Source organism: Roseomonas mucosa ATCC BAA-692, assembly GCF_000622225.1.
In the GTDB taxonomy this organism is placed as follows: domain Bacteria; phylum Pseudomonadota; class Alphaproteobacteria; order Acetobacterales; family Acetobacteraceae; genus Roseomonas; species Roseomonas mucosa.
Map to the genome: position 1 here is coordinate 275,610 of NZ_JHWD01000004.1, position 23,336 is coordinate 298,945.

Annotated in this window: 16 protein-coding genes; 5 read left to right on the forward strand and 11 right to left on the reverse strand. The window is 72.3% G+C overall.

Annotation, left to right across the window (positions count from 1 at the left end; translation table 11 throughout):
- Positions 1 to 116: 116 nt before the first annotated feature.
- The 3 genes from BT98_RS0108120 to BT98_RS0108130 form a co-directional block, all read right to left on the reverse strand.
- Entirely contained in the window at positions 117 to 1,400 is a 1,284-nt protein-coding gene (locus BT98_RS0108120; RefSeq protein WP_019462010.1) for a DUF2254 domain-containing protein, read from the reverse strand.
- A 102-nt stretch (positions 1,401 to 1,502) separates the two neighbouring features.
- Positions 1,503 to 2,633, reverse strand: coding sequence for a peptide chain release factor 2 (prfB, locus tag BT98_RS0108125; protein ID WP_019462009.1), 1,131 nt, complete (start codon positions 2,631 to 2,633; stop codon positions 1,503 to 1,505).
- Positions 2,634 to 2,753: 120 nt separating this feature from the next.
- Positions 2,754 to 5,309 (reverse strand): penicillin-binding protein 1A, encoded by a 2,556-nt coding sequence (locus BT98_RS0108130; RefSeq protein ID WP_019462008.1) that lies wholly within the window; start codon positions 5,307 to 5,309, stop codon positions 2,754 to 2,756.
- Between the two features lie 456 nt (positions 5,310 to 5,765).
- Here BT98_RS0108130 and BT98_RS0108135 point away from each other — a divergent pair, with 456 nt between their 5' ends.
- On the forward strand, positions 5,766 to 6,902 hold the full coding sequence (locus tag BT98_RS0108135) for an acyltransferase family protein (RefSeq protein ID WP_019462007.1): 1,137 nt from the start codon (positions 5,766 to 5,768) through the stop codon (positions 6,900 to 6,902).
- 48 nt (positions 6,903 to 6,950) lie between these two features.
- Here BT98_RS0108135 and BT98_RS23675 read toward each other — a convergent pair whose 3' ends face one another.
- Positions 6,951 to 8,081 carry an N-acetylmuramoyl-L-alanine amidase family protein gene (locus BT98_RS23675; protein ID WP_019462006.1) on the reverse strand — a complete coding sequence of 377 codons (1,131 nt, stop codon included), beginning with the start codon at positions 8,079 to 8,081 and terminating at the stop codon, positions 6,951 to 6,953.
- Between the two features lie 126 nt (positions 8,082 to 8,207).
- Positions 8,208 to 9,569 carry a dGTP triphosphohydrolase gene (gene dgt / locus BT98_RS0108145; protein ID WP_019462005.1) on the reverse strand — a complete coding sequence of 454 codons (1,362 nt, stop codon included), beginning with the start codon at positions 9,567 to 9,569 and terminating at the stop codon, positions 8,208 to 8,210.
- Positions 9,570 to 9,982: 413 nt separating this feature from the next.
- On the opposite strand from dgt, the gene BT98_RS0108150 reads away from it, so the two are divergent.
- Entirely contained in the window at positions 9,983 to 10,948 is a 966-nt protein-coding gene (locus tag BT98_RS0108150) for a glycosyltransferase family 8 protein (RefSeq protein ID WP_019462004.1), read from the forward strand.
- 57 nt (positions 10,949 to 11,005) lie between these two features.
- On the opposite strand, the gene rfaE1 is transcribed toward BT98_RS0108150, so the two are convergent.
- Entirely contained in the window at positions 11,006 to 12,481 is a 1,476-nt protein-coding gene (gene rfaE1 / locus BT98_RS0108155; protein ID WP_019462003.1) for a D-glycero-beta-D-manno-heptose-7-phosphate kinase, read from the reverse strand.
- Positions 12,482 to 12,576: 95 nt separating this feature from the next.
- On the opposite strand from rfaE1, the gene BT98_RS0108160 reads away from it, so the two are divergent.
- Together BT98_RS0108160 and BT98_RS27175 are read left to right on the forward strand one after the other, a co-directional pair.
- Positions 12,577 to 13,671: a hypothetical protein gene (locus BT98_RS0108160; protein ID WP_147292466.1), complete on the forward strand. Its 1,095-nt coding sequence runs from the start codon at positions 12,577 to 12,579 to the stop codon at positions 13,669 to 13,671.
- Positions 13,668 to 14,918 carry a hypothetical protein gene (locus tag BT98_RS27175; RefSeq protein ID WP_019462001.1) on the forward strand — a complete coding sequence of 417 codons (1,251 nt, stop codon included), beginning with the start codon at positions 13,668 to 13,670 and terminating at the stop codon, positions 14,916 to 14,918. The genes BT98_RS0108160 and BT98_RS27175 overlap by 4 nt, the downstream gene beginning before the upstream one ends.
- 121 nt (positions 14,919 to 15,039) lie before the next feature.
- Here BT98_RS27175 and BT98_RS0108170 read toward each other — a convergent pair whose 3' ends face one another.
- From BT98_RS0108170 to rpe, 4 genes are all read right to left on the reverse strand, one after another.
- Positions 15,040 to 15,969, reverse strand: coding sequence for a 2-hydroxyacid dehydrogenase (locus BT98_RS0108170; protein ID WP_019462000.1), 930 nt, complete (start codon positions 15,967 to 15,969; stop codon positions 15,040 to 15,042).
- Between the two features lie 147 nt (positions 15,970 to 16,116).
- Complete coding sequence (locus BT98_RS0108175) at positions 16,117 to 17,226, reverse strand: glycosyltransferase family 4 protein (RefSeq protein WP_019461999.1); 1,110 nt, start codon at positions 17,224 to 17,226, stop codon at positions 16,117 to 16,119.
- 60 nt (positions 17,227 to 17,286) lie between these two features.
- Positions 17,287 to 19,077: a heparinase II/III family protein gene (locus tag BT98_RS0108180; protein ID WP_019461998.1), complete on the reverse strand. Its 1,791-nt coding sequence runs from the start codon at positions 19,075 to 19,077 to the stop codon at positions 17,287 to 17,289.
- Positions 19,074 to 19,772 (reverse strand): ribulose-phosphate 3-epimerase, encoded by a 699-nt coding sequence (rpe, locus tag BT98_RS23680; protein ID WP_051004914.1) that lies wholly within the window; start codon positions 19,770 to 19,772, stop codon positions 19,074 to 19,076. The genes BT98_RS0108180 and rpe overlap by 4 nt, the downstream gene beginning before the upstream one ends.
- Positions 19,773 to 20,095: 323 nt before the next feature.
- On the opposite strand from rpe, the gene BT98_RS0108190 reads away from it, so the two are divergent.
- The gene (locus tag BT98_RS0108190) at positions 20,096 to 21,157 is read left to right on the forward strand and encodes a Bug family tripartite tricarboxylate transporter substrate binding protein (RefSeq protein ID WP_019461996.1); all 1,062 of its coding nucleotides are present in this window, start codon (positions 20,096 to 20,098) and stop codon (positions 21,155 to 21,157) included.
- 27 nt (positions 21,158 to 21,184) lie between these two features.
- On the opposite strand, the gene BT98_RS0108195 is transcribed toward BT98_RS0108190, so the two are convergent.
- Positions 21,185 to 23,215: an AsmA family protein gene (locus tag BT98_RS0108195; protein ID WP_019461995.1), complete on the reverse strand. Its 2,031-nt coding sequence runs from the start codon at positions 23,213 to 23,215 to the stop codon at positions 21,185 to 21,187.
- Positions 23,216 to 23,336 lie beyond the last annotated feature (121 nt).

Genomic DNA, 23,336 nt, shown 5'->3' on the forward strand with positions numbered 1-23,336 from the left:
CCAACGAAAGCCCGGGGTCCGGGGACCGGCTTCGGTCCCCGACGGAGAGGGGGTCCGGGGCGAGAGGCGGCGCCTCTTCCCCGGCGGGCCGCCGCGAAGCGCCACACGGAACCGTTCTACAGCGTCGGAAAGTAGCTCGCCCGCCGCCGCTCGAAATCCGCCAGCCCCGCCCGGTCCTCGATGGTCCGGCGCCCGGCCTCCAGCACGAGCCCCGCATGGCGGCGCAGGGCGGCCAGCCGCTCCGGGCGGTGCTCCACGCCGCTCACGCGGCCCAGGCTTTCCAGCAGGTGGATCAGGACCGGGGCGCTGCCCGCCATGTCCTGGCGCAGGATATGGAACATGGCGTCGCAGAGCCCGTCATAGGTGGTCACGCGCCGGAAGACCCTGGCCCGCCCTTCCCGGAACAGCACCGGCGACGGCATGGGCCGGTCGGCGACCCGGCACAGGATGTCCACCAGCCGGTTGATCACGGCGATGGCGGTGAAGGGGTCGTTGCTGCTAGGCGAAAGCGCGCGGTCACCGACCTCCACGAGCTGCCGCACGGCGAATTCCAGGTCCTGTCCCGCCGCCTGCCGGTCGCCCAGGATGAAGGCGCCGCAGACCTGCCCGCTGGCCTCCTCCCCGTCCGCCTCGCCCGCCACCTCGGCCAGCACCATGCCCTGGCTCACATACTCGCCGGGCCGCATGAGGAGGGTGACGACGAGCCCCTTCTCCGCCGCCCAGTCGGCCAGCCCCTCCGTGTCCAGGGAGCGGATATAGCCTCCGCCGGTCGCCCGGACGGGCCTGCCACCCTCGGGCGGCCGCACCGTGCCGGGTCCCGGCGGTTCCTCCCGCGGCAGGAGGCGGTCCATGGTCTGCACCAGCTCGTGGTGGACATCCTCGATCACCGTCTCGACATTGATGCCGCTGGCGATGTGATGAACGAACCAGACCAGGGTCGCGACGCAGAGCAGAGCCAGGAGCAGCGCCCCGGTCACCGCCAGATGCGGGACGAAGGCGTCCTCCTCCACAGAGCGGACGGTGCGCAGCACCATCAGCACATAGGCGAAGGTGCCGAGGAAGATGCCCAGGGCCATCTGGTTGCCCCGGTCGCGCATGAAGTTCCGCAGCAGCCTGGGACCCATCTGCCCGGAGGCCAGCGACAGCGCGGCGATGGTGATGGAGAAGACCGTGCCCGCCACGCCGATCGCCGAGGAGGCGATGGCGCCCAGCAGCGCCCGGGCGCCGCTCTCGCCCCCGGCATAGATCCAGCCGGAAGGCACCCATTCGTGGTCCGTGAAGGCCCCGTCCAGCCGGACCAGGACCTCCGCCGCCACGATGCCCAGCGTCACGAGCACAGCGGGGCGCAGCCAGAAGACTTCCTGGAGGCTTTCCATCCAGGCCCGCAGCCGGACGGTCATGCCGCCAGGGCCGAACAGCGGTGCCGCATCCCCTCTCCCCCCTCCTCCCGTCACGGCAAAGACGCCGGAGGCGGGGCAAGCGTTGCAGGGGAAAGGCCCAGGTCAGATCGCGGAGGCGCTGGCCTCGGACCGGGTGCCGCCGACGCGCTGGGCCAGGGCGGCCGCCATGAACTCGTCCAGGTCGCCATCCAGCACCGCGGCCGGGTTGCCCTTCTCCACGCTGGTGCGGAGGTCCTTCACCATCTGGTAGGGCTGGAGGACGTAGGAGCGGATCTGGTGGCCCCAGCCGATATCCGTCTTGCTGGCCTCGACGCCGGCCGAGATGGCCTCGCGCTTGCTCAGCTCCAGCTCGTAGAGCCGGGCGCGCAGCATATCCATGGCGATGGCGCGGTTGCGGTGCTGCGAGCGGTCCTGGGTCGAGGCCACCACGATCCCGGTGGGGATATGGGTGAAGCGCACGCCGGATTCCGTCTTGTTCACGTGCTGCCCGCCGGCGCCGGAGGCGCGGAAGGTGTCCGTCTTCAGGTCGGCCGGGTTGATCTCGATCTCGATGCGGTCGTCGATCACCGGATAGACATAGACTGAGGCGAAGGAGGTCTGCCGCCGCGCCGCCGCGTCGAAGGGGGAGATGCGCACCAGCCGGTGCACCCCGCTCTCGGTCTTCAGCCAGCCATAGGCGTTGGGGCCGCTGATCTGCAGCGTGGCGGACTTGATGCCCGCCTGCTCGCCCTCGCTCTCCTCGGTGATGGTCACCTTGTAGCCGCGCTTCTCCGCCCAGCGCGTGTACATGCGCCGCAGCATCTCGGCCCAGTCCTGCGCCTCGGTGCCGCCCGCCCCGGCATTGACCTCCAGGAAGGCGTCGTTGGCATCCGCCTCGCCGGAAAGCAGGCTCTCGATCTCCCGCCGCTTGGCCTCGGCCGCCAGGGCCTTGAGATCCGCCACCGCCGCATCGGCCGTGGCGGCATCGCCCTCGGCCTCGGCCAGCTCGATCAGGTCCAGCGCATCGCGCACATCCTGCTGCAGCCGCGCCACGCCCTCGATCTGGTCGGCCAGCCGCCCGCGCTCGCGCATCACGCGGCCCGCCTCGTCGGCGTCGTTCCACAGCGTCGGGTCCTCGGCCCGGGCGTTCAGCTCGGTGAGCCGCACGGTCGCCGCGTCCCAGTCCAGGTGGCGGCGCAGGAGGTTGACGGATTCTTCGATCTGGCCCTTCAGGGCTTCGGCATCGGCACGCATGGGGGGCCCCGACTGGCGCGGCCCTCCGCCCCCAACCGGGGGCACGGGCCGCGTCTCATACGATATGGTCTTCCAAGGCACGCCCCGCCCCCCTTGGCGAGGGGCGGGACGGAAGCGGGTCTAGTAGAGCCCGCCCAGGCTGCTGTCCACGGCGGAAGCGGTGGGCGGGTCTCCACTGCCGCCGCCGCCGCCGCCCAGCGGCGCCCGGGCGCTGTTCTCGGTGCCGGGGCGGAAGGCCTCGGTGATCGGCGCGCCGTTGAAATCCGTCATCCGCACCAGCGCCACGCCGGGCGGGGCGCGGAAGGGCACCGGTGGGCTATCCTTCAGCGCCGCGGCCAGGATGTCGTGCACGATCGGCGCGGCATTGCCGCCGCCGGCCTCGCCATTGCCGAGCGAGCGGCTGTCGTCGAAGCCCATCCATACCGCCACGACGATGTCCGGGGTGAAGCCCACGAACCAGTTGTCGCGGAAGTCGTTGGTGGTGCCCGACTTGCCGCCCACCGGCCGGTCCAGCCCCTTGCCGGCGGCGGTGCCGGTGCCGCGCTCGACCACGCCGGTCAGGATGTTCACCATCTGGTAGGCGGCGATCGGGTCGGTGATCTGCTTGCGCTCGTCCTTCAGCACCGGCGGACCGGCCGAGACATCGGCGTCGCAGCCGGCGCAGGAGCGGATGTTGTTGCGCCAGACCGCCCGGCCCAGCCGGTCCTGCACGCTGTCGATCAGGGTCGGCGTCACCTGCCGCCCGCCATTGACGAAGGAGGCATAGGCACCGGCCATGTGCAGCACCGTGGTTTCCCCGGCGCCAAGCGACATGGCCAGCACGCGCGGCATGTTCTGGATCACCCCGAAGCGCGCGGCGGAATCGGCCACCTTGTCCATGCCGATCTCCTGCGCCATGCGCACGGTCGGCAGGTTCAGCGACTTCTCCAGTGCCGTTCGCATCGTGACATAGCCGCCCGAGGCCCGGCCGGAATAGTTGCCCGGCCGCCAGGGGCCCTGCGGCGTCATGATCTCCAGCGGCGCGTCCAGCAGCTGCTGGTTCGGCGGGATGCCCATCTCCAGCGCCGGCAGATAGACGAAGGGCTTGAAGGAGGAGCCCGGCTGCCGCATCGCCTGGGTGGCGCGGTTGAACACCGACTTGTCGAAGGAGAAGCCGCCGGTCATGGCCAGCACGCGCCCCGTCGCCGGGTCCAGCGCCACGGCGGCGCCCTCGACCTGCGGCACCTGGCGCAGCTGCGCCCGGCCGCTGCCGGCGGGCTCCACCATCACGACGTCGCCCGCCTTCACCACATCCGCCATGCGGCGTGGCGCGGCGCCGATCCGGCCCTGGGCATTCACCGGCCGGGCCCAGCCGCTGACATCGGAGAAGCTCAGCGTGGCCTGCCGCGGCTGCGAGGCCTGGCTGCCCGGCGGGCGCTCCAGCCAGGCGACCCGCGCCTCGCGATCCTTCACGTCCAGCACCACGGCCTGCCGCCATTCCTGCAGCATTCCGGCGGGGCGGGGCAGCGCCTCCAGCGCCGGCATCCATTCCGAGGCTGCGGCGGAGATCTGGGTCACCGGGCCGCGCCAGCCGCCCCGGCGCCGGTCATATTCCAGCAGCCCCCGGCGCAGCGCGTCCTCGGTCGCCTGCTGCAGCTTCGGCTCCAGCGAGGTGCGGACCACGAGCCCGCCCATGGTGGTCTGCTCGTCGCCGAAGCGGGCCAGCAGCTCCCGCCGCACCTCCTCGGTGAAGTAGCGGCCCACGGCCAGGACCTCGGGCCGGCCCCGGTTCTGCGGGCGGATCGGCTCCCGCTTGGCCTGCTCGGCCTGGGCCTGGGTGATGGCGCCGTCCTCGGCCATGCGGTCGATCACCCAGTCGCGCCGGGCCTTGGCGGCCTCGGGATAGCGTACCGGGTTGTAGTTGTTCGGCGCCTTGGGCAACGCGCCCAGGAAGGCCATCTCGGCGATGCTCAGGTCGCTCAGGCTCTTGTTGAAGTAGTTCCAGGCGGCGGAGGCTACGCCATAGGACTGCTGCCCCAGGAAGATCTCGTTCAGGTAGATCTCCAGGATACGGTCCTTGGACATGGTCGATTCGATCCGGTTGGCCAGGATGGCCTCGCGGACCTTGCGCAGCATGGTGCGGTCGTTGCCGACCAGCATGTTTTTGGCGACCTGCTGGGTAATGGTCGAGGCGCCGACCGCCCGCCGACCGGAGCCGAGCTGCTCCAGGTTGGTCACGGCGGCGCGCGCGATGGCCAGCAGGTCGACGCCGCCATGGCTGCGGAAATTCTGGTCCTCGGCGGAGATGAAGGCCTGCTGCAACAGCGGCGGGATCGCCTCGATCGGCACGAAGACCCGGCGCTCCAGCGCCAGCTCCGCCATCAGCTGGCTGTCCGAGGCATAGATCCGGCTCATCTGCGGCGGCTGGTAGTCGGCCAGCCACTTGTAGTCCGGCATGTCCTTGGTGGCGGTCTCCCACAGCGCGAAGGCAGCGATGCCGCCCACCACGACGCAGACCAGCGCCAGGCCCACGATGCCGCCGAGGATGCGGCGCAGCCAGCGGTGGCGGGACCGGGCCTGCCGTGCCTCGCGGCGCGCGCGCCTGTCCCGACCGGGCCGCGGGCGCCCGTCCCGGCCGTCCTGCTGCGGAGCGTCGCTGCTCAGGGGAGCGCGCTCCCGTTGGCTGTCATCACTCATCGTCGCCCCAATACATGCTCGCGCCCCGCCGGTGTTGCGCATCCTGTGCCGGGGACACCCCCGATCACGCATTGCTGTGCGGCGCACCCCGCAGGACGGCCTCCGGACCGGAACCTGCGGGAAGCCGCTCCCCCGGATGGCCTCGCCCCGCGCCGGGTAGCCGGCTTCCATGGCCCGCGGACGGGCGTGTGATAAGCGAGGCAGGACCGACACCGGAACCCGCATTCCGCCAGAGCACCGATCCCCGCCGCGTGCCGTGGCGCCCCATCTCTGCCGGATGGCCGGCCCTCTCGCAGCAGTGATCCGCAGATAGGTGTACAGAAAGCTTGCCGCCAGTGGGCGCAAAGGCTAGCACGGCGTCGGAATCTCAAAAAGTGTCACCAAGCTTTTTAATAGTTTTTCGCACCTGCGAGATTGCGGCTAATGTCTGCCCCACTATCAAGCGAGGCACCTTCCATGGCGAATGCGGAAAACCCTGCCCCGCGCCCGAAGCCGCGTCTGGACTACCTGGACGCGCTGCGCGGGCTGGCGGCCCTGGCGGTAGGCTATTTCCACATGGCCATGGCGATCCGCGAGCAGGGCCTGCCCCTGTCGCCGGGTGAGGCGCCGGTCATGGACCTGTTCACCCTGGGCCTGGACCTGGGGAAGGCGGCGGTGGTGCTGTTCTTCACCATCAGCGGCTTCATCGTGCCGATCAGCCTGTCCCGCGGCGGCCATGCCCCCGTGCGGCGCTTCCTGTTCAGCCGCTTCTTCCGGCTCTACCCCCTCTACTGGCTGGCCCTGGCCCTGTGCCTCCTGGTAGCGGTGATGCAGGGACACGACTGGCCGCTGCGGACCATCCTGGCCAACCTGACCATGGTCCAGGGCTTCATGGGCTTCCCGGATATCAACGGCGTCGCCTGGACCCTGCAGATCGAGATGGTCTTCTACGTCCTCTGTCTTGGCCTCTTCCTCGGCGGCCGGCTGGACTCGGTCCGGTCCCAGTTCCTGGCGGTGATGGCCTTCCTCGCCGCCGGGCTCGCCCTCGCGGTGCTGCGCTACGCCCTGGTCATCAAGCTGCCCGTGGCCCTGCCGCTGGCCCTCTCGGTGATGTTCTTCGGCTGCCTCTGGCGCGGCTACGTGATCGAGGACCGCCCCGATGCGCGCCGCGCCTCCTTCCAGGCTCTCCTGGCCTTCGCCGTCCTGCTGCCGCCGATCTGCCTGCTCGCCTACAACCACGACTTCGGCTACAATGAGACGTGGTGGCGGTACCTGGTGACCTATTACGCCAGCCTGGCGTTCTTCACCCTCTGCACCACCGTCCTGCGCATGAACCTGCGGCCGCTCGCCTGGCTTGGTGCGGTGAGCTACTCGATCTACCTGCTGCAGTCGCCGATCTGGGGCCTCTCCTCGATGATCGGGCTGGCGCCCTTCCCCATCCCTTATGGCGCGCATCTCTACATCGCCGTGGTGATGGGCATCACCGTGGGGATCAGCGCCCTTACCTACCACTGGGTCGAGAAGCCGATGATCGCCCTCGGCCGCCGCCTCGCGGACAGCATGCCGCGCCGCCGCGACGCGCCGGCCGTGGCCATGGCCGACAACACGATGTGACGCCTGTCCCGGTCCCGCATGACCTCGCGCGGGGCCGGAAGGTCGTCCTCAGGCCGTGCGGTTGGCGATGAAGCGGTGCACGGCATCGGCCAGGGCACTGGCCAGCTTGGCCCTGTGCGCCGGCCGGTTCAGCGCCGCCTCGTCGGAGGCATTGCTGAGGAAGCCCATCTCCACCAGCACCGACGGGATGTCCGGCGCCTTCAGCACGGCAAAGGCTGCCTGCCGGTGGGTGTTCGGCAGCAGCGGCACGTCGCCGCGCAGCGAACCGACCACGAACTGGGCCATCTGGTCCGAACCCTGCCGCGTCTCCTGCCGCACCAGGCTCATCAGGATGCGCGCCACCTCCGGCGAAACCGGCGGCAGGTGCAGCCCGGCGGCCGCGTCCGCCGCGTTCTCCCGCTTCGCCAATCCGGCCGAGAGCGCGTCCGTCGCCCGGTCCGAAAGGGTATAGACGCTGGCCCCCCGCGCCCCCGGCGCGCTGTCCGCATGCATGGACATGAACAGCACGGCATTGCGCTTGCGGGCGAATTCCACCCGCCCGGCCAGGGGAATGAAGGTGTCGTTCGAGCGGGTCATCACCACCCGGCACAGCCCCTTCGCCTCCAGCCGCTTGCGCAGCTCATGCGCCGTCGCCAGCACCACCCGCTTCTCATAGGTGCCCGAAACGCCGATCGTCCCAGGGTCCTTGCCGCCATGGCCCGGGTCCAGCACCACCACCGGCAGGCTGCGCCGGGCGGCCGCGGGCCCACCCTCCGCCACCGTGCGGCTGCGCGCCAGGCGGGCGAAGCCGGCGCTGCTCCCAGGCCGGACGGTCAGCGTCAGGCTGCCGCCCTGCCGGTCCACCCCCGGGGCGGCCACCGGCCCCTCCAGGTCCAGCAGCAGGGAACCGGAACGGGCATCCCAGCGCCCGCCCCGCACGGGCCCGGCGCCGGCCAGCCGATTCGGACCCTTCCACCCGCCGGGCAGATGGAGGCGCAGCCGCGCCGGCCGCGCCGTGGCGGTCAGTCGCCATCGCTCCGTGGGCCCCAGCGGCAGCGTGAGCCGTGCCCCGTTTCCGTCCGCGCGCAAGGCCACGGCTTGCGCCAGCGCCGGTCCGGCGATGGAGGCCCCCCCGAGCCCCATCGCCAGCATGGAGAGGCCGAAGCGCAGGAAGCCGCGCCGGCCGGTCTGTCCATCCATCTCCAATAGTCCCCCTGCGGGGCAACCTAGCGCAGGCCGGCCAGGCTTTCGACGTTTTCGCAGCCGGGACGAGTGGCGCTGTCGCCGCCAGGACACACCCCTGCGGCCCGGCGAAGGCAACCTGCATCAGACCCGGGTGTCGAGCCCCCGCAGCTTGGCCGCCAGCCAGGAGGCATAGCTGTCGGTCATCCCCGCCACGAAATCGACGGCGCAGCGCATCACCTCGCTGGCGCTCATTCCCGGCCGGGGATGGTAGTCGAGCAGCAGGGACAGCGCCTGGCGCTCGCGCAGGTTCAGCCTCGCCGCATCGCCATTGGCCCGGGCAAAGGCCAGGCAGGCGGGCACGAAGACGCTCAGCGCCTTGCCCAGCACGTCATGGGCGCCGATCTCGAACTCCACCTTGCGCGCGTTGAAATAGACCACCTCCTCGGTCCGCCGCGCGGCGATGCCGAGCGCGTCGAAGAGCGCCGGCGCCACCGGCCCCATCAGCCGGGTCAGGCTTTCCCCGGGCTGCAGCGCCCCGCCCAGGATGGTCTGCCGGTGCGCCATGAAGACCTCCGCCACCGCGCGCAGCAGGCGGCGGATGGCCAGGGTGCGCAGCAGGGTGACGCGGCCGCCCTCGTCCGCCTCCCGCTCCAGCCGGGCCATGGAGACCTCGGCCAAAGGCGCCACGATGGCCGCGTAATCGGTGAAGCGCAGGATGCCGAGCTCCAGCGCATCCTCCAGGTCGGCCAGGGTATAGACGATGTCGTCCGCCGCCTCCATCAGCCAGACCGCCGGGTGGCGCGGCAGCGGGCCGGACAGGTCGCAGGCGTTGCGCACTTCCTCGAAGATGCCTCGCTCCGTGGCGAAGACGTTGAACTTCACCCCCGGCACGCCGTCGCGGGCGGCGCGGGGGTCCCCGGCCTCCCAGGGGTACTTCAGGAACCCCCCCAGCGTCGCCACGGTCAGCCGCAGCCCGCCGCCGCCACGATGCCCGTCCGCCCGGGTGAGGACCCGGAAGCCCTGGGCATTGCCGTCGAAATAGGCGAGGTCCGGATCGAGCTCCAGCCCGCTCCCCTCCCCCACCTCCCGCAGCCAGCGGCTCATCCAGGCGGCGATCACCTCCTCCCCGGCATGGCCGAAGGGCGGGTTGCCGATGTCATGGGCGAGGCAGATGGCATGGACGAGATAGCCCAGGTCGTCCGCCGAGCGGCCGGTGGCCCGCAGTTCCTCCCCCAGCCGGACGCCGACAGCATAGCCCAGGGAACGGCCGACCGCTGCGACCTCCAGCGTATGGACCAACCGGTTGCGCACATGCGCGTTGAAGGGCAGTGGGTGAGCCTGGGTCTTCTGCTGCAGGCGTCGGAAAGGCCGCGAGAAGACGATCCGGTCGCCATCCGTCTGGAAGGGGTTGCCGTCCGGCTCGTCGTCGCCGGGGAAAAGTTCCTCCTGCGACATGCTGCCGGGACCCAGGCGTCGCGTATCCAGCAGCGTGATCCAGTGCAAGGGGCAACCTCCTTGTCGCCCGGACGGGAGTAGCAGCGCGGTCCGGCCGCTGGCCAGAGGCGGCGCGGGGATCGGCGAAAAAATCGAGGCGCCACAGCATCATGGCGGCGCGCGAAGAAACGCCGAAGGCCCTTCTGGAATGGGCTGGAAACAACCATCAGTTGATTGTAGAATTCGCTCAGCAACCCCATAGAAATTAGTCACAGTATCATTATGGAATTCGCACCGGTTTGGTTTGCTTTGGTGCGGTGCAAACACTAGAAGAGGTTTGGACTCGGCACTGGCACCCAAGTCAGTGAAAATTTCGGCATCGTATCTAATTTGATCCTTGTCCCAAGCGTGCTTCAGCACCAGAAAAAAATCGACCCGAGTTCAGTTTTTTGGCAATCTTTGGCTATTTAGGAGCGCATGTCTTGGAGAAGATCCCGGTCCTGTTCTGTGCCGATGCGCGGTACTTCCCCTACATGGCTGCCACCATGGCCTCGCTGCTGTCCAGCAATCCGGACAACACTTTCCGTCTGATCGTCTGCTCGACGGAACGCAACGCGGCAAGCGAGCAGCAGATCGCGCGCTTCGTGGCGGAACACCGGAACGCGACCGTGGAGTTCGTGTGCTTCGACCTGCAGAAGGTGAAGACCAACCTGCCGGTCAGCAAGCACATCACCGTCTCCGCCTACCTGCGCCTCTTCGTCACGGAATTCCTCGATCCCTCGATCGAGAAGGTGGTCTATCTCGACAGCGACATCATCGTCCGCGACGACATCCGGGCGCTTTGGGAGACCCCGCTGGAGGACGCCTATCTCGCGGCCGTTCCCGAGCCCTACAAGGCCTATCACCCGGGCTTCGACAAGGACGATACCTACTACAACTCCGGCGTGCTGGTGGTGAACGTGCGGAAGTGGCGCGAGGACAACGTCCTCCCCGCCCTGCTGACCTTCACCGTGGAGAATGCCGAGCACCTGACCGCGCACGACCAGGATGTGATCAACAACGTCTTCCGCGACCGGATCGCCTCCGTCCCGGCCTGCTGGAACTTCCAGCCCAATTTCGCGGACTTCTCGGCCGCGGAGATGGGGCTCTCCGAGGAGGAGTTCCAGGAACTCCGCCGCGCGCCCAAGATCATCCACTACACCGGCAGCTCGAAGCCCTGGTTCTACATGCAGGAGCCCCACTACAAGAGCTGGTACCACGAGGCCGCGCGCCTCACCCCCTGGGCGCGCCCGCCGGCGGACCAGACGATGAGCAACGTCATCCGCAAGGCCCTGCGGATGAAGAAGCTCAAGGAACGCGCCAACTGGCACTTCCCGCATCTCTGCCGCATGGCCCGCACCGCGCTGGGCCGGCGCAGCCGGGTGAACGTGGACCCGGCGATCGGCTGACGCGGGCCGCAGGCCCCCTTCCCGCCCCAAGGGGCGCGGGAAGGCCGTTCCGCCGCCTCAGCCCTTGATGCGCGCCACCGTGGCAGTGGTGGAATTGCCGGGCAGCAGCTCCGCGAGCTTCACCTCGCCGCCCCATTCCTGCACGAGGTCGCCGCCGACCACCTGGTCGACCGTGTAGTCGGCACCCTTCACCAGCACGTCCGGGCGGACCAGCCGGATCAGTTCGGTCGGAGTGTCCTCCTCGAAGACCGCGACGAGATCCACCGTGGCGAGCGAGGCCAGCACGGCGGCACGCGCCGCCTCCCCCTGGATCGGCCGCGTCGGCCCCTTGAGCCGGCTCACCGAGGCATCGGAATTCACCCCCACCACCAGCCGGTCGCACCAGGACCGCGCCTGTTCCAGCAGGTGGACATGGCCGGGATGCAGCAGGTCGAAGCAGCCATTGGTGAAGCCGACCCGGTAGCCCCTCTGCCGCCAGCGCTCCGCCTGCTCGGCCGCGGCGGCACGCGAGACCACCTTGCGCAGCGTGCCGCGCTCGGGCTTCAGCGCCTCGGCGATATCCTCTTCCCGCGCCACGGCGGTGCCGACCTTGCCGACCACGATCCCGGCGGCGATGTTCGCCAGGCGGGCGCCAACCTCCAGGGGCAGGCCCGCGGCCATGGCGGCGGCCACCACCGCCACCACCGTGTCCCCGGCGCCCGAGACGTCATAGACCTCCGGTGCCTCGGCGGGGAAATGCTGCACCCCGTCCGCCTGCACCAGGGTCATGCCGTCCTCGGCCCGGGTCACGAGCACGGCGCCGAAGCCGTGCTGCAGGCGCAGGGACCGGGCGGCATCCACCAGCGCGCCTTCGCTCTCGATCGAGCGGCCGGTGGCGAGGCGGAGCTCGTTGCGGTTCGGCGTCACCAGGTCCGCCCCGGCATAGACGCTGTAGTCCAGACCCTTGGGGTCCACCACCACCTTGCGCCCGGCGGCCTTGGAGGCGGCGATCAGGCGCTGCGGGATATCCCCGGACAGCACCCCCTTGCGGTAATCGGAGAGTACCATCACCCGGGTCGCCGCGATGGTGTCCTGGGCGATCCGCAGCAGCCTGTCGGCGAGGCGCGCCTGGATCGGCTCGGGATTCTCATGGTCGGCGCGGAGAAGCTGCTGCCCCTGCGCGACGAAGCGGGTCTTGGTGGTGGTGGCCCGCCCCCCCTGCACCAGCAACCAGGGCTCCACACCGCTCTGGCCGCCGATCAGCGCGGTCAGGTCCGATCCGGCCTGGTCGTCGCCGACCACGGACAGGAAGGCGGTGGGCGTACCGAGCGCCGTCAGGTTGCGCACCACGTTCCCGGCGCCGCCGGGCATGGCGACCTCCCGGTCCACGGTGAGCACGGGGATCGGCGCTTCGGGCGAGACCCGGGCCACGCGACCATAGACGAAGCGGTCCAGCATCGCGTCGCCCACCACGAGGACCGAAGCGCGCTTGAGACTACGCACGGCCTCCGCGAGGTCGTGGGAAACCGGAGATTCCGGCAGGTGGCCGTTCATGCGGCATCTCGGTAGCGCAGGGTTACGGCCCGACACAAGGCTGCTCCCGCCGCGTAAGGACTGCGTTAAGCGCATCGGCGGCAACCTGCGGGGCGATGCAGCCCCTTTCCCTCCCCTCCGCGACACGCCCCGAGGGCCCGCGGACCGCCCTGGAATGGCTTGTCCTGACCCCTCGCAGCCCTCTGCACCGGCGGCTGGGACGGGCACTCCTGGCCGAGGCCGCCGCGGAAGGCGGATCGTTGCGGGAACTCGCCGGCGGCGAATTGCTGCTCGGCGCGGCGCCCGCCCTGCTCGACCGCCTGATGCCCGGCCTCTGGCGCGTGCTGGGCGCCGAAAGCCTGTCCCGCCGGCCGCAATGCCCGCCCGGGTCCCAGCCGCTGGCCGCCGCCCCGCCCCATGCCCCCCCGCCTCAGCCGGGCGCCCCGGGCATGGCTGCCCCGGAGCGTGTGCCGCAGCCTTTCCTGGAGGAAGTGCTGGAGCGCCTGCCCATCGTCGGCCTCGCCCCCGGGGGCCTGCCGCGACTCGCCGGGCTGCACCTGAAGCCTTCCCGCGCCGGCCTGCTGCGCCTGGGGCAGGGCCTCCCCCCGCACCTGCTGGGCCATATGGGCGAGGACACGATGCACCGTGCCTTCCAGGCCCTGGCGGACCCTGCGCAACGGCAGGCCCTGCTCGGCGCCGTGCCGGCGGTGCCGCTGCACCTGGACATGCGGCCCGCCGACCTCGCCGCCCTCCCCGGCTGGCCTGGGGATCTGCCGCTCCTGCCGGTGCTGCCCCTGGCCGTGCTGGCCGGTCCGGTGCCCTCCCTGCCCTTCGCCCTGTCGGGGCTGGAGGCCGCCTCCCTGGCGCTCTGCGACGCGGGCAACCTGCCCGGCGCGGCGCTGCACCTGCGCTGGACGCCGGGCCTGGCCGCGCTGCCGCCGGACAGCATCGCGGCCCTGGACCCCGGCCGCCTGGTGCTGGACGAGGTGGAGGACGAGGCCGCCCTGGCCTGGGGCCTGTCCCGTGGCATCGGGCGCTTCACGGGGGCCCAGCCTTCGCGCCTGCTGGCCGTGGTGCGGCGGCGGGACTGTGCTTTCCGCCAGGATTGCAGCACCGCCACCTGCGCCGCCAGCGCCGCCGGCCTGTCGCCCCGCGCGCGTTCCGGCTGCGCCGCCCCGCAACGCCTGATTCCGCAGGAGGAAGCGCCGTGAGCCTGTCCCTCGCCACGCCGCGGCAGCCGGCCAGTGCGCCGCCGCTGGACCACCCCCTGGACCACCCCTCGGGGCATCCACCGGGCCATCCTCCGCCTCCCTCCCTCGGCCGCCGGGAGGCGTTGCCCGGCGGCGAGGCCGGCACGGCCCGCGACCTCGCCGCGCTGGTACATCACTGCACCGCCAGCGATTCGCGCCGGGACGTGGTCTGGCTTCGCCTTTCCACGCTGCCGCCGGGGCTGGACCGCCCGCACCACCGCCGCCTGCTGCGGGAGGCCGCGACCCCGCCGGTGGGCCCGCGCGGGCGCAGCTTCCACCTGCCGAACGGCGATCTCGCGGTGGTGGCGCCGCCCGGCCCTGGCGCCGGCATCGCCGAAACCACCCGTGCGGCGCTGGAAGGCGCCCTGCCCGAGGTGATGCTGGGGCAGGTCCTGCGCACCATGCGCCTGCCGCAGGAGGCGGTGAGCGTCCTGGCCGCGCTGGAGGAAAGCCTCGGCCTGCGCCAGCCCCCCGCCCCGCCCGCCGATGCCCGGCCGCTGGACCCGGCGGGGCTGGCGGAAGCGGAACGGGCGCTGCGCCACGCCGATGTCTGGCCGTTGCACGCCCGGCAATCCGTCTGCCGGCTGATCCCGGAGGAAGGCCGGCTGGAGCCGGTGCGCGAGGATGTGCGACCGATCGCGGCCAGCGTCTCCGAGCGCCTGCTGGGCGGCCGCGACGCCTCGGCCAGCCCCGCCCTGGCCGCGCATCTGGGCGACCTGCTCGCCGCCCGGCTGCTGGCGACCCTGCTGTCGCGCCGCGACTGGCAGGGCAGCCCCCGGCCGCTGCACCTGCCGCTCTCCCTCGCGACCCTGTCCGGCCCGGCCTTCCTGCATCTGGACGCGATGCTCCCCCCGGCGCTGAAGCCGCTGCTGACCCTCGGCCTTCCGGCGCTGGAGGTGCTCGCGGCCCCGGGCGAGGTGCCGCTGCTGCGCCGCTTCCTGCTGGCCCGCGGCTACCGCCTGGCGCTGGAGGTGCCGGAGCCCGGCCTGCTGGCCGCCTTCCGTCCGGCGCGACTCGGCATCGCCACCTTGCGAATCCCCTTTTCGCCAGACCTGCCCGCCGCCCCCGGGATGCTGCGGACAGTACTGGAGGACCGGCGGACGGAGCTGGTCCTGGCGGGCTGCGACGGCGCCGCCGCCATCGCCTGGGGCTGGAAGATGGGCATCCGGCTCTTCCAGGGCCGCGCCATCCAGCACCGGCGGGGCTGACGGCAGCGGCGGAAGGCGCATATCCAGGAGCATGGAACGGGCTGGGTCTTCCTCGACCCGTTCCGCTGCGCCCGGGCCAGCGGCGCGTTGGTCAGCATCGGCGAACAGGCCCGGCGGGGGCTCAGTAGCCCCGCGACAGGTCCACGCGGTTGAGCAGCGGCTCGCCACGCCGGAAGCGCAGCACATTCCCGGCCAGCGTGTTCACAGTGCTTTCCAACGAAGCAGTGGAGGAGGCATGCGGCGTCACGAAGAGGCCCGGTGTCGTCCAGAAAGGATGTTCCGGCGGCAGCGGCTCCTGCGAGAAGGCGTCGATCGTGGCGGCGCGGAGCTGGCCGCCGGCCAGGGCGTCGATCAGCTCCTGCTCCACCAGATGGCCGCCGCGCCCGGCGCTGACCACCACCCCGCCCCGCGGCATGCGCGCGAAGGTGTCGCGGCAGAGGATGCCGCGCGTTTCCCCGGTCAGGGCGAGAAGGTTCACCAGGATCTCCGTGCCCGACAGGAAGTCGCCGAATTCCTCCGGGCCGGCGAAGCCCTGCACGCCCTCGATCGCCCGGGGCGTACGCGACCAGCCGCGCACCGTATAGCCGAGCCCGGCCAGCCGCCGCGCCGCGAGCCCGCCCATCTGTCCCAGCCCCATCACGCCGACCACCACCTCGCGCGCTGCCCGCATGGTGCGGTAGGACCATTCGTGGCGCTGCTGCGCCGCCAGGAAATGCGCCACCTCGCGATGGTGGAACAGGGTCCAGCAGCAGACATAGTCCGCCATGCGGGAAGCGAAATCCTCGTCCACCACCCGCACGAAGGGGATATGGCGCGGCAGGTCCGGATCGAGCATGAAATGGTCGATCCCGGCCCCGGTGGAGGACACCAGCTTCAGGTTGGGAAACTGCGCCAGGAAGCCCGGCGGCATCCGGAAGACGAGGCAGATATCGATCTCGGCCGGGTCGCCGATCTCGGGCCAGAGGCGCAGATCCTCGCCCGGCAGGGCGGCGCGCAGCCCCTCGATCAGACGGTCGCCATAGGCATCGTGCAACCTGCAAAGGATCGCCATCGCATCAGGCCTCCGGATCTCCCACCCGCGGTGAGGGGCGTTTCACGAAGCTTCCCTCGCGAAAGCCGTGCCAGCCGTCGCGCCCATCGCGCATGGCAGACGCGCGTCCGGCGCCTCGCGCGAGGCTCCCCCCGCGACGGGCGGGGCTCAGAGGCCCAGCAGGTCCAGGGTCCGCGCCACGACCTTGTCCTCGGCATAGAGGTCCAGTGCCCGCGCCCGCCCCGCCTCGCCCATGCGCCGACGCAAGGCGGGGTCCCCGGCCAGCCGGCGCAGCGCCCCGGCCAGGGGTGCCGCCTGCATGGGCGGGACGAGGAAGCCGGTCTCGCCTTCCAGCACCATCTCGCGCGGGCCGCTGATATCGGTCGCCACCACCGGCAGGCCGGTGAGCATGGCCTCGATCACCGACATCGGCAGGCCCTCGAAATGGCTGGGCAGGCAGAAGACATCCGCCCCCCGCAGCAGCCGCGCCACGTCGTGCCGGTAGCCGAGGCGCTTCAGCCGGGGGCCCAGCTCCCGCTCCGCCCGGGCGAAGGCCGGTTCCAGGTCCTCGCCATGGTCGGAGGCCAGGCGCTCCCCCACCACCCAGAGCGTGGCGCCGGGCACGGACTCCATGGCTTCCAGCAGTTCCGGATGGCCCTTGTGCCGCACGAGACGGGAGACCACCGCCACCACGCAGTCCTCCGGCGCGGCGCCCAGCTCGGCCCGGACCTCGGCACGGGTGGCGGCATCGGGGTGGAACAGCGCCGGGTCGCGCCCATTGCCGCAGGCCACGGCGTGGCGGGAGATCCCCAGGCGGCGGGCATCGCCCGCTTCCTCGGTGCTGACCGTCATGAAGACGTCGGTCACGCGGCCGCCGAGCCATTCCATGCCCAGCGACAGCCCCCGGCGCCAGGGTCGGCCGGGCTGGTTGAACAGGAAGCCATGCCCCGTATAGGCGATGCGCGGCACGCCTTCGAGCTTCGCCGCCAGCCGCGCCAGCAGCCCGCTGATCGGGAAATGCCCGTGCACCAGATCGGGCTTCTCCGCCCGGATCAGCGCCCGCAGCGCCCGCAGCGCCCGCCAGTTGGCGCGTGGCGACAGGGACCGGGCCATGGGCAGGCCGACGATGCGGAACCCCTCGGCCCGAGGTGCGTCGAGCAGCGGCCCCTCGGCGCAGGCGCCCACGACCTCGTGCCCGCGCTCCCGCGCCGCGCGCATCAGCGGCAGCACGAAGTGCCGCAGGGCGAAATCCACGTTGGCGACGAACAGGACTTTCACGCCCGGCAGCCCCCTGCGTGGCCACCGGCCGGACCGGACGGATGGTGCATGGCGGTCCTGTCAGTCCTCTCGCGGGCCGCTCGCCGCAGGGCCCGGGGCCGGTTCCGGCGCCGCTCCCTTGTGGGGCGCCTCCTGGACCGGCCGCGACGGCGTGCCCGGAATGCCCTTCTGCGCCCCCGGCGCGGCCCCTTCGGCCCGGCCGGGCGTGTCGCCCCGCAATTCGCCGGGCGGCACGCGGCGGATCGCCCATTGCACGCTCTGGGTCCCCGGTTCCGCCTGCAGCACCACCTGGCGGGTCGGCTGCGGCTCGCCGGCGGCATAGAGGCTTTCCTCCAGCGCCAGGGCGGCACCCTCGCCGCGCATCCGCCAGCTCGTGCCCGAGGGCAGGCGGAGCAGCACGCCGCGCCCATCCTCCAGCACGGAGGCCTTCACCGTGGGATGGAGGTGGAAGCGCACCGCGAAGCCGCCGGCCGGGCTCTCGGCCTCCACCGCATCCTCGCCGCGCAGGTCGTCGCCGGATTCGGAGAGCCAGAGGCGGCGGCGATGGACGGCGCCGAGGATCTTCTTCCAGCCGTCATGCGTCGCATCCAGCCATTGCGCGCCCTCGGCCTCCTGCCGCTCGGCCTCCACCACCTCCGGCCGGCGGCCCAGCCCGTCCTCGCGCAGCTCGGCGCTGTTGGTATCGGCCAGGACCAGGGTGGAATGCGCCGCGGTGGAACGCAGCGCGTCGCGCCATTCGGGCTCGGCCAGGGGGGAGGCGCCGCAGTTCACGATCAACCGGTCCCGCCCGACCGACATCTCGAAGCTGAGCGTGCCCGCATGGTGCCAGCGGTCGGCGCCGCGCGGCAGCGGTCCGGGGCCGGATTCATGCGGCGGCGGCGGGCCGCAATCCACGATCACCAGCGTCCGCCCGGCGAGCAGGCGCTGGAAGCCGCTGTCGGGCAGGATCAGCGGTGCCCGGCCACGCGCCTGGGCCTGGGTGAGGACGAGGTCCAGCAGCGGCGCCGCCTCTCCCCGCGTGCCGTTGAAGCAGGCCAGCCCGCCGTCGCCGTGGCGGAAGACGCGCAGCGCCGGGCCGGCGCGGTCCAGCGCCAGGGAAAGATGCGGCGGCGCCTCCAGCTCGGCCCCGTGCAGGAGGTTGCGCAGCTCGATCAGGTCCTGCAGCGCGGCCAGATGCACCGCGGGCGAGCGTTCCGCGTGGCAGCCATCGGGCAGGAACTGGCGCTCCAGCTCGGCGGGGAGGAGCTTCAGGCAGCGGGTGAGCCAGCCCTCCTCCTCCAGCGCCACGGCGGCCGCCATGGCGCCCTTCAGCGCCACCAGCCCGCCGCGGTGCTCGCAATGCGCCGGCAGAGCGGCGACCAGCCCGCGCGCGTCCTGCGCCAGCCGCTGCATCAGCGCCTTGCGGAAGCCGTCCTCGGCGGTCGCGGCCAGGAAGTCCCAGTGCCCCAGCCAGGCGGAAAGCCGCGCCCCCACCACCTCCGGCGCATCGGCCAGGGCCTCGTTGCCGGTGCGGGACAGCCAGTCCTGGGTCAGCGCCCGCGCCCGCAGCCGGGCATTGTCCGTGCCCAGCGCCCGCAGGTCGCGCAGCCAGGCGAAGCCGTGCAGCGCGGCGCGCCAGCAGGGGCTGCCGCCGCTCATCGCCTCCGGCGCGCCGGGCGTGGCGCGGGCGGCCTCGGCGGGCAGCAGCAGGCCGGTGGTGCCGAGCACCTCGAACTCGCCCTTCAGCAGCCGCTGGCCGCGCGCCGCGTCGCCCGGCCAGAGGTCGCGGAAGGCGCGGGCCGGCGCCTCGGGCACGCGCAGCGGCTTGAGCCCGGCCAGGGTGCGCTTGGCGCCGCGCAGCCAGCCGCTCATTCCGGTCTCCGCAACGTCTCGCCGCCCCCGCCCTCCGTGGCCTGCGGGCGCAGCGCGGCGATGGCGGCGGCATAGTCGGGCTTGCCGAAGACGGCGGTGCCGGCCACCAGCGTGTCGGCGCCCGCCGCGAGGCAGAGCGGCGCGGTCTGGTCGGTGACACCGCCGTCGATCTCCAGCGCGATGTCGCGGCCGGAGGCGTCGATCATGCGGCGCAGCGCCTCGATCTTCGGCAGTTGCGAGGTCAGGAAGGACTGGCCGCCGAAGCCCGGATTGACCGTCATCACCAGCACGAGGTCGAGCAGGTCCAGCACGTTCTCCAGCGCCGAGACCGGCGTGGCGGGGTTGAGCACCACGCCCGCCTTGCAGCCCAGGCCCCGGATCGTCTGCAGCGAGCGGTGCAGGTGCGGCCCGGCCTCCGGATGCAGGGAGATGACATGCGCCCCGGCCTCGGCGAAGGCGGCCAGGTAGGGATCGGCCGGCGCGATCATCAGGTGCACGTCGAAGGGCAGCGTGCAGTGCCGGCGCAGCGCGCGCACCAGCGAGGGGCCGAAGGAGATGTTCGGCACGAAATGCCCGTCCATGATGTCGAGATGCAGCCAGTCGGCGCCGGCGGCTTCGATGGCGTGAACCTCCTCGCCCAATCGGGCGAAGTCAGCGGCCAGGAGGGATGGGGCGATGCGGACTGATCTGGACACGGGGCCGTTTTGCCAGCCGGTCCGGCGGTGGGCAACCGCCAGAGATAGGTTTGCGGCGGCCGATCGCCACGAGTGCCGCCCCTTGCGGGCTCACGATTCCGGGAAAACGCCCTTCCGCCTCTTCCCGCCGCCGGCGCGCCGATTCCGCGCGAAGGCCCGAGGCGGGCGACGGGCGGGAGCACCGTGGCATCGTGCCGCATGCGCGCGGAGAAAATTTCACCTCCCGGATTGCCACATCGGGGCAGGATTTCCTTTCCTGTTGCGAAGCGGGCGCGGTCGTGGAGAAAAGATTTCCAAACCGCAGAGTCCCCCCGACCTCCGCCATGCCCTCCCCCACCCGCCGCCGCCTGCTTTCCGCCACCGCTGCCCTGCTTTCCGCTGGCGCGCCACCCCTGGTTCTTTCCGGCCACGCCGCCCCCGCCCAGGGCGACAGCGAAGGCCAAGGGACCAGCCAGGGGGCAAGCCAGGCAACGGATCAGGGCACGGGACATTGGCCCGCCCGCCCCATCCGCCTGATCATCCCCGTCGCCCCGGGCGGCAGCCTGGACATCCTCGGCCGTGTCCTGGCCAAGCGCCTGACCGCCACGCTGGGCCAGCCCGTGGTGGCGGAGAACATGGCCGGAGGCGGCAGCAACATCGCCTTCGAGCACGTCGCCCATGCCCGGCCGGACGGCCACACGCTTCTGGTCGGCTCCGACGTTCTGGCCATCAACCCGGCCCTCTATCCCCGCGCCGGCTACGACCCGGTGCGCGACTTCGCGCCGGTGGCCGAGGCGGTGCGCGCGCCGCAGGTGCTGGTGGTGCGCGACGGGCTGGAGGCCCGGGACATCGGCGCCTTCCTGTCCCTGGCGCGGGAGGCCGGGGGGAACCTTTCCATGGCCTCCCAGGGCAATGGCAGCCTTGGCCACCTCGCCGGCGCGCTGCTGGCGCAGCGGGCGGGCGTGGCCTGGACGCATGTGCCCTATCGCGGCGGCGGCCCGGCGGTGATCGACCTCACCGGCGGGCATATCGACGCGCTGATGGTGACGCTGCCCGCCGCGATCGAGCAGATCCGGGCCGGACGCATCCGCGCCCTGGCGGTGACCTCCGCGGGCCGCGACCCCAACCTGCCCGGGGTGCCGAGCCTGGCCGAGAGCGGCTTTCCCGGCTTCGAGGTGGTGACCTGGCAGGGCATCCTCGCCCCCGCCGGCACGCCGGCGCCCATCCTGCGCCGCCTGGCCGGGGAGATCGCCGCCGGCCTCGCCGACCCGGAGGTGTCGGGCCAGCTCCGCGCCCAGGCCTTCGAGATCACCGGCACCGGCCCGGACCGTTTCCGCGCCCTGGTCACCGCCGAGGCCCGGCGCTGGCCGGAGGTGGTGCGGGCCTCCGGCGCCCGGCTGGAGTGACGCCCGGCGGGGCGAAGCCTGCCGCGCTCAGCCAGGGGAGAGACAGGGGCTGCGGCGGGCATAGTCGCGGAGTTCGGGCGGGATGCGTTCCAGCACGTTGCCGGCGGCCAGCAGGGCGCGTCCCTCCGGCGTCCAGCGGGCGGGGCGGATGGACGGGGCGGCGAAGGCGCCGCTGACCCGCACGGGGATATCCAGCGCCAGGGTGCCGGTGGTGGACCGGGCGCTGCCCACGGTCAGGTCCATCTGCCGGCGGCGCAGGTCGAAGCGGCCATTGCCGGCGATGGTCCCGTGCTCGGCCCGGAGGCGAAAGGGCGCGACCGTGGCGACGCCGTCGCGCAGGTCCACCACGCCCAGGAGGCAGGAAATGGCGCTCTGCCCCCGCGCCGTGCGGAACAGGCCCCGCAGGTCCTGCGAGGCGAGCTCGATCAACTCGCGCGCGATGCTGCCGCCCGTCATGCCCACCACGGCCGAGGCATGCGCGCCCCGCGCCGCGCCGTTGAGCGTCGCGCCGCGGGCGCTGAGCGTGACATGCCCGTCCATTCGGCCCTGGAGGTCGATCTGGCCGATGCCGAGTTCCCGCCGCAGGGCCTGGACATCCAGGCCGGTGGCGGCGAGCCGGGCGGAGATGCGGGCACCGGGCTGGCCGGGCTCCGCCGGGCTTTCCACCGCCCCCTGCCCCTCGACCTTTCCGCCGAGATAGCCGCCCGAGAGGTCCTCCAGCACCACGCGCCCCGGCTCCAGGCTGGCGGCGAGCCTGGCCCCGGTAAGGCGCAGCGTGCCGTAGTCGAGCTGCTCCGCGCTGATCCGGGCCGAGACCAGCATCCCCGGCGAGCGGTCCACCGCCAGCGGCAGGTCGGTGGTGTCCCCCGAGCCGCCGCTGGCGGGTGCGCCGAGCAGGCGGTTCAGGTCCAGGCGGGCGAAGGGCAGGTCGAGGGCGAGCCTGTCCGGCTCGCCCCGCGCGCCCTCGTCGAGCCGCAGCCGCGCGCCCGCGATGGCCGACCCGCCCAGGGCGCCCGAGGCATCGCGCAGCCGCCAATGGTCGCCGGAGCGTTCCAGTACGCCGGCAAGGCGGAGCGGCGGGCCTGCCTTCGCTTCCGGCGGCGGCGATCCGGCGATGGCGAGGAGGACATCCGGCGTCGCGGCCTCCAGCACGAGTTGCCCCTTCGCCCCATCCAGGTTCAGCGGATCGGCCATGGTGCCGCCGAAGCCCAGGCTGGTGTCGCCGGAATTCACGCGCAACGTGACGGGGCAGGGCCCGCTCTTGTCGCGCAGCGCCAGGAAGGAGGCGAGATCGACCTGCAGGCGCAGCGGCAGGCCGTTATAGGCCCCCTGGGCGCTGAGCCGCACCGGCTCGTCCAGATCCTCCGCCCCGAGGGAAACACGGTCGAGCCGGACGTGCAGCCGGTTGCCGCCCGATGTGGCGATCTCCACCTCGCCATCGGTCAGGACGAGGTCCAGCAGCGCGGGAAAGCCCGCCCGGCCGGGGGGATCGACCGGCGGCAGGGCATCCGGCCCGGCCCCCTGTGCCGACGAGGCCGCCTGCCCGGCGGGCGCCCCAGGAGCTGTCTCGGGAGCCGCCCCTGGGGCCGTGCCAGCGGAGGCCGTGTCCCGGGGCTGTGCCGAGGCCGGCTGCCGGCCAGCCCCCCGGACTTCCCCTTGGGCCTCCTGTTGGCCCTTCGCGTGGAAATGCCAGTTGCCGGTGCCGTCCGGCGCCCGCTCCAGCCGCAGCCTCGCGCCGGAAACCGACAGGTGCCGCAACACGGGCGGCCCCTGGAGCAGCGACAGGACATCCAGCTCGCCCTCGGCCTGGGCGACCTCCAGCATGGGCGCCGCGCCGGGCAGCCCGGCCAGCCGCAGGCCCCGCACCTCCAGGCGCGTCCAGTGCCCGGGCACCACCTTCAGCCCGGCGAAGGCCAGGTCCCGCCCCAGCAGCGCGCCGCCGACCCGCCCCGCCACGGGGCCGAGGTCGAGATGCGGCAGCAGCCACCAGCCGCCGGCCAGCGCCAGCAGCAGCAGGACCGCCAGCGACAGCATGATCCGGATGGCCCAGCGAATCATGATCCTGCCTGAGCTCCACCCGTCATCCCGCGCCTGGTTCCGCCGTTCCGCGCCGGCAGAGGTACGGGATCGGCACGCCATGCCACAAGCCGTTCGCGGAACGGGCCTCGCGGCGCTTCCC

Bases quoted from the DNA above. Each gene is read 5' to 3' on its own strand.
- BT98_RS0108120 (WP_019462010.1), bottom strand. From the start codon at position 1,400: ATGACCGTCCGGCTGCGGGCCTGGATGGAAAGCCTCCAGGAAGTCTTC.
- prfB (WP_019462009.1), bottom strand. From the start codon at position 2,633: ATGCGTGCCGATGCCGAAGCCCTGAAGGGCCAGATCGAAGAATCCGTC.
- BT98_RS0108130 (WP_019462008.1), bottom strand. From the start codon at position 5,309: ATGAGTGATGACAGCCAACGGGAGCGCGCTCCCCTGAGCAGCGACGCT.
- BT98_RS0108135 (WP_019462007.1), top strand. From the start codon at position 5,766: ATGGCGAATGCGGAAAACCCTGCCCCGCGCCCGAAGCCGCGTCTGGAC.
- BT98_RS23675 (WP_019462006.1), bottom strand. From the start codon at position 8,081: ATGGATGGACAGACCGGCCGGCGCGGCTTCCTGCGCTTCGGCCTCTCC.
- rfaE1 (WP_019462003.1), bottom strand. From the start codon at position 12,481: ATGAACGGCCACCTGCCGGAATCTCCGGTTTCCCACGACCTCGCGGAG.
- BT98_RS0108160 (WP_147292466.1), top strand. From the start codon at position 12,577: ATGCAGCCCCTTTCCCTCCCCTCCGCGACACGCCCCGAGGGCCCGCGG.
- BT98_RS0108170 (WP_019462000.1), bottom strand. From the start codon at position 15,969: ATGGCGATCCTTTGCAGGTTGCACGATGCCTATGGCGACCGTCTGATC.
- BT98_RS0108180 (WP_019461998.1), bottom strand. From the start codon at position 19,077: ATGAGCGGCTGGCTGCGCGGCGCCAAGCGCACCCTGGCCGGGCTCAAG.
- BT98_RS0108190 (WP_019461996.1), top strand. From the start codon at position 20,096: ATGCCCTCCCCCACCCGCCGCCGCCTGCTTTCCGCCACCGCTGCCCTG.
- BT98_RS0108195 (WP_019461995.1), bottom strand. From the start codon at position 23,215: ATGATTCGCTGGGCCATCCGGATCATGCTGTCGCTGGCGGTCCTGCTG.